Below are 5312 nucleotides of genomic sequence, written 5' to 3'. Positions count from 1 at the left end.
CGTTTCGTCGGCGCGGTGCTCGCGATGTTCGGTTATGCGGCGTGCGCGCAGGTGATGATGACGTTCCTGCCGCTGTACCTGCAGAACGCGTTCGGGATGTCGGCGATCGACGCGGGGCTCGGGATGCTGCCGTTCGCGTTCGCGATGATCGCCGGCCCGTCGCTCGGCGCGGCGCTTGCCGCACGCGTGTCGTCGGGCGGCGTGCTGGCGGGCGGGCTCGCGCTGATCGGTGCGGGCAACCTCGTCACCGCGGCGCTGACGGCCGGCGGCGACTACCGGCTCGTCGCACTCGGCATGTTCGTGACGGGCTGCGGCGCCGGCATCATGAACGGCGACACGCAGAAGGCGATCATGGCGTGCGTCCCGGCGGACCGCACGGGCATGGCGTCGGGCATCAGCACGACGACGCGCTTCACGGCGATCGTGACGGCCGTCGGCGTGCTCGGTGCGGTGCTGACAGCGAGCACGCACGCGCGGCTCGACGCGCTGCTGAGCGCCGCGCCCGGCCTGCGTGCATTCGCCGATGCGCCGTTCATGTCGAGCCTGCTGGCCGGCGACCTGGCGCAGGCACTCGGCCGCGTGCCGCCGTCGGCCGTGGGCATACTCGCCAAGGCGGCGCCCGTCGCGTTCGCGAGCGGGTTCGCCGCTGCGCTCACCGCGAGCGGCGTGCTGGCGCTTGGCGTGGCCGTCGTTGCGTACAAGTTGCTTGCGCAACCGATGCGCGACGGTGCATGACGCCGCACGGGGCGCGCTGCCCGGTGCCTCGTCAGTGCTTCAGCGCATCGCGGCTGGTTTCCGCGTCGTGCAGCGCACGCGTTGCGTCGCGCAGCTTGCGCTGCTTGTCGGCGAGCTTGCGCTGCGCCTTCGCGAGCTTGCCCGCGTCATCGCGCGTTTCCGCTTGTCGCACCGCGGCTTCCGCCTCGTGCGCTTCGTCGCGCGCCTTCGCGAGATCGCGCTGCTCGTCGCGTACCTTGCGTTCGGCGCGCGCAAGCTGGCCGGCGTCCGTGCAGTTCGCACCGATCGCATCAAGCGCGGCTTGCTGGCGCATGGCCTGTTGCGTATTGCCGTGCAGTTTCGCGTAGTCGATCTGCGTCTGCAGCGCGCGGATGCGCGTTGCACAGTCCTGCGTGTCGGCCGTCGCGGGCGGGCTGGCGAGCGTTGCAAGCGCAAGCGTGATGGCGGTCAGGGGGCCTTTCATCGGGGAATCCTCGGTATGTTGCCGGCGACAGCGCATGCGGCCGGCGGTGTGCGAGACGACGCATGGCCGTTCATCGGTCCGCATTGTGCAAGGCGGACCCGGGCGGGTAAATAGGATCAGTCTGACATGCGATCGACAGCGCGCGGCGCGGGCACCATCGATGCGACGACGTGAGGTATGCGTCAATGGCGTCAGTGCGATTTCGTCGTGAGACGCGCATGACGCGCGACACGCGCGACGAACGGCTGCCGCTCGGTACGGCAGCGCGTGGTCCGGCGTGCGCGCGGCCGTCGCGGCGGTTCGGACTCGGATGACGCGAGCGGTGCGGGCAAACCGGCGGCCGCGACCGCCGCGACCGCCGGCAGCATCGCTTCAGCCTCGAGCCATGCGTGCGTCGCCTCCGCGATCAGCCCGCGCAGCCAGCTCACGCCCTCGGCGCACGATCCCGCTTCGTTCCACGTCATCCGGTACACGATGTCCGGCGGTTCGGCCGGCAGCGCGATCGCGGCGAGCGGCAGCAGCTTCGCATAGTGCCGCGCGAGCCGGTACGTGGTCGTGAGGATCATATCGGTGCGGACGAGCGCGTGCGCGGCAAGCTCGAAGTGCGGCAGCGTGACGACGATCCGCCGTTGCAGGCCCACGCGTTCGAGCTGCCGGTCGATCGCGCCGGACGCTTCGAGCCACGACGGCGTCGGGCACAGCTGCGGCGCCGCCACGAAGTCGGCGGCCGTCATCGCGCCGCGCCGCGCGAGCGGATGCGTCGCGCGCATCAGGCACACGACGCGGTCGTCGAACAGGTCGTCCTGCCGGAAGCGCGACCGGCGTGCGGGGCGGTTGTCGATCACGACGTCGAGCTCGCCGTCGGCCAGCGCACGCTCGTCGTCGAAACCGTCGCCAAGCGGATGGAAGACGAGTTGCGCGTTCGGCGCGCGCTCGCGGAACAGCGCGACGAGCTTCGGCACGAACAGCACGTTCAGGTAGTCGGGGCAGCCGATCCGGTAGGTGCGCACCGACGTGCGTGCGTCGAACGTCGGCTGCTGGATGCGGATGAAGTCGATCACGCGCAGTGCGTTGCGCAGCGGCTCGATCAGCCGCGCTCCGAACTCGGTCGGCACCATCCCGTAGCGGCTGCGTACCAGCAGCGGATCGCCGAGCAGCGTGCGCAGGCGCTTGAGCGCGGCGCTCGTCGCCGGCTGCGACATGTTCAGGCGCACGGCCGCGCGCGACACGGTGCGCTCGGTCAGCAGCACGAGCAGGATGCGCATCAGCCGCGCATCGAGCACGTCGAGCGCGCCCGTGGCGTCGGCCGCGTCGCGCGGCAGGGTGGTCGGGTCTAGCGGGTCCCGCATGCCGATCCGTCTCCCGGCGATACCGTGACCGCGCGCGACGCGACTGCCGGCCGGCGGCCCGGCGTCATTTTGCGAAGGCTCCCGGCCAGCCGACGATCCGCTTCGGGCGCGGCGGCGCGTACGTGCGGACCTTCGACGTCTTCAGCTTCAGGCGCACCAGCGACTCGGCGAGCGCGACCGCGGCCGATACGCCGTCGACGACCGGCACGCCCGTGCATTCCTCGATCTGCCGGTCGAGGCCGGCCATCCCGCCGCAACCGAGACAGATCACTTCCGCGCGGTCGTCCTGCACCGCGCGCTGCGCCTGGCCGACGATCGACTCGATCGCGCGGGCCGGGTTCTCCTCGAGTTCGAGCACCGCGAGGCCGCTGGCACGCACCGACGCGCAGCGTGCGTCGAGCCCGGCCAGCTTCAGGCGATCCTCGATCAGCGGCACCGTGCGGTCGAGCGTCGTGACGACCGAGTAGCGATGGCCAAGCAGCATCGCGACGCTCGCGGCCGCTTCGGTGATGTCGACGACGGGCACCGTCAGCAGCTCCTGCAGGCCTTCGCGGCCGTGTTCGCCGTAGCCTGCCTGGATCACCGCGTCGTACGGTTCGTCGTAGCTCGACACGCGGTCCATCACGGCGATCGCCGCGAGGTAGCTCTCGAAGTTGCCTTCGATCGATTCCGCGCCGAAGCGCGGCGTGAGTCCGACGATCTCCGTGCCGGGCGATGCGACGGCCCGCGCCTGCGCGGCGATCGCGTCGGTGATCGACTCGGTCGTGTTGACGTTGACTACCAGGATTCTCATCGGTGGCTCCGTGTGCGTGTGTGTCAGTGTTGCGCGCAGTCGACCGCGATGGGTTCGCCCGAGCGCTCCTCGTATTGCCGTTTGCGATCGGCCAGCAGCCAGTACACGCTGCCCGCGATGGCCGCGCCGAGCAGCCAGGAGAACGGTGTCATCGCACTGAAGGCCGGCACGACCGCGAGCGTGATCGAGATCAGCGCGGACGGCACGAGCGCCGCGAGCGCCTTGGGGTTCACGCCGCGCGTGTAGAAGTAGGCGCCGGTCGGCGCTTCGGTGTAGAGGTCGGGCACGTTCACGCGCTGCTTGCGCACGAGCCAGTAGTCGACCGTGATGATCCCGTACAGCGGGCCGAGCAGCGCGCCGAGGCCCGACAGGAAGTAGACGATCACGATCGGGCTGTTGTACAGGTTCCATGGCAGGATCAGCACCGCGATCGTCGCGCTGATCAGGCCCGCGCGGCGGAACGACAGGCGGTGCGGCGCGAGGCTCGTGAGCACGAAGGCCGGTGCGACGAAGTTCGCCATGATGTTCACCGCGACCGTCACGATCAGGAAGGCGAGGCAGCCGAGTACCAGGAACAGCTTGTTCGGCACCGTCGCGATGATCTCCGTCGGGCTGTGGATGATGTGGCCGTTCAGCTTGAACTGCGCGCCGGCCAGCACGAAGCTGATCGTCGCGAACACGAGGATGTTGACCGGCAGGCCCCAGAAGTTGCCGACGCGCACCGTCTTCGCGCTCGGCGACGAACGGGCGAAATCGCAGAAGTTGAGCACCAGCGTGCCGTAGATCGCGAGCCACAGCGAGCCGCCCGCGAAGATTTCCGTCCACATCTTCACGCCCGTCATCGGCTTGCCGATCGACATCGCGAGATGGCCGCCCGTGCGGCTGAACATCCACGCGGCGAGCGACAGCGTCGTGACGAGGATCACCGGGCCCGCGAGCCCCTCGTACTTGCGGACCATTTCCATCCCGTACGTGAGGATGCCGATCTGCACGAGCCAGATCGCGACGAACGTGATCCAGCCGAGCGTCGACAGCCCGAGGATCGCATTCTGGTCGAACGCGGCGAGGCCGGGCCAGATCGCGGTAAGCAGCACGCGCAGCACGACGGACGCGAGATAGGTCTGGATGCCGAACCACGCGATCGCGATCACCGCGCGGATCATCGCGGGCAGCAACGCGCCGTAGATGCCGAAGCTCATCCGGCTGATCACCGGGAACGGCACGCCGGTCTTCTGGCCCATGTAGCCGGTGAGGTTCATGAAGCAGTACACGAGCACCGCGCCGATCGCGAGCGACGCGAGCATCTGCCAGCCCGACAGGCCGAGCGCGAACAGCCCGATCGAGAACGAGTAGTTCGCGATGTTGTGCACGTCGTTGGTCCACAGCGCAAAGATGCTGTAGCGGCCCCACGTCCGGCCTTCGGCCCGGGTCGGCGCGAGGTCGGGATTGTGCAGCCGCGGGCTCAGCGCGGGGTCGCGCGCGGCCGGATCGGTTCGATGCGATGCGTCGTCCGCGCCGAGCACGATGCCCGGGCGGTGGGTGGCTTCCAGTTGCACGCCGTTGTCTCCTTCCATGTGCGGGGCGCGAAACCGGCGGCGTGGGTACGCCGTGCCGGCCCGGGCCGCCGTGGACGTTATGTCTCGGATTTGTTCGCGAGTATGGAAGGCGGTCGCGACGATGGGAAATTAAATATTCGGCTGGGTGTCATTTGAAAAATGAATGGAGCGCGCGCGGCCGCGGCGGCCGCGGCGGCCGGGCGGCGGCACGCAAATTGCGGGTCAGCGGGTTCCATCCACATCGACATCAGCGGAGGTGTCATGCAGCGATATTCATTTCGTCACGTATCGCGAGCCGTCTTCGCCGGCATCCTGATTGCGGGCCTGGCGGCGGGCGCGGGCTGCCAGAAGAAGGGCGACAACGGCGGCGGGGCCAGTTCGGACGCCGGCGCGACGGGCGGCATGTCGGCCGCGCA

At 69.4% G+C, this 5312-nt stretch carries 5 protein-coding genes; 1 reads left to right on the top strand and 4 read right to left on the bottom strand.

Annotation, left to right across the window (positions count from 1 at the left end; all coding sequences use genetic code 11):
• The coding region (locus tag G3N62_RS34190; RefSeq protein ID WP_206141479.1) for an MFS transporter at window positions 1-735 on the top strand (735 nt) is incomplete at its 5' end.
• 31 nt (window positions 736-766) lie between these two features.
• On the opposite strand, the gene G3N62_RS34185 is transcribed toward G3N62_RS34190, so the two are convergent.
• The 4 genes from G3N62_RS34185 to G3N62_RS34170 all read right to left on the bottom strand — a co-directional run bounded on the left by G3N62_RS34185 (window position 767) and on the right by G3N62_RS34170 (window position 4914).
• Window positions 767-1198 (bottom strand): DUF1090 family protein, encoded by a 432-nt coding sequence (locus G3N62_RS34185; RefSeq protein WP_034185874.1) that lies wholly within the window; start codon window positions 1196-1198, stop codon window positions 767-769.
• A gap of 191 nt (window positions 1199-1389) precedes the next feature.
• Complete coding sequence (locus G3N62_RS34180; RefSeq protein ID WP_124668951.1) at window positions 1390-2547, bottom strand: LysR family transcriptional regulator; 1158 nt, start codon at window positions 2545-2547, stop codon at window positions 1390-1392.
• A 64-nt stretch (window positions 2548-2611) separates the two neighbouring features.
• Entirely contained in the window at window positions 2612-3340 is a 729-nt protein-coding gene (locus G3N62_RS34175) for an aspartate/glutamate racemase family protein (protein ID WP_059558278.1), read from the bottom strand.
• Between the two features lie 23 nt (window positions 3341-3363).
• Window positions 3364-4914 carry an NCS1 family nucleobase:cation symporter-1 gene (locus tag G3N62_RS34170; protein ID WP_124668952.1) on the bottom strand — a complete coding sequence of 517 codons (1551 nt, stop codon included), beginning with the start codon at window positions 4912-4914 and terminating at the stop codon, window positions 3364-3366.
• Window positions 4915-5312 lie beyond the last annotated feature (398 nt).

Source organism: Burkholderia sp. Tr-20355 (genome assembly GCF_017104685.1).
Classification (GTDB): Bacteria; Pseudomonadota; Gammaproteobacteria; order Burkholderiales; family Burkholderiaceae; genus Burkholderia; species Burkholderia seminalis.
Note: the sequence above shows the minus strand (reverse complement) of the source record. Positions and strands in the feature narration are given on the sequence as shown.

Coding starts and splice junctions, on each gene's coding strand:
- G3N62_RS34185 (WP_034185874.1), bottom strand. CDS start 1,198: ATGAAAGGCCCCCTGACCGCCATCACGCTTGCGCTTGCAACGCTCGCC.
- G3N62_RS34180 (WP_124668951.1), bottom strand. CDS start 2,547: ATGCGGGACCCGCTAGACCCGACCACCCTGCCGCGCGACGCGGCCGAC.
- G3N62_RS34175 (WP_059558278.1), bottom strand. CDS start 3,340: ATGAGAATCCTGGTAGTCAACGTCAACACGACCGAGTCGATCACCGAC.
- G3N62_RS34170 (WP_124668952.1), bottom strand. CDS start 4,914: ATGGAAGGAGACAACGGCGTGCAACTGGAAGCCACCCACCGCCCGGGC.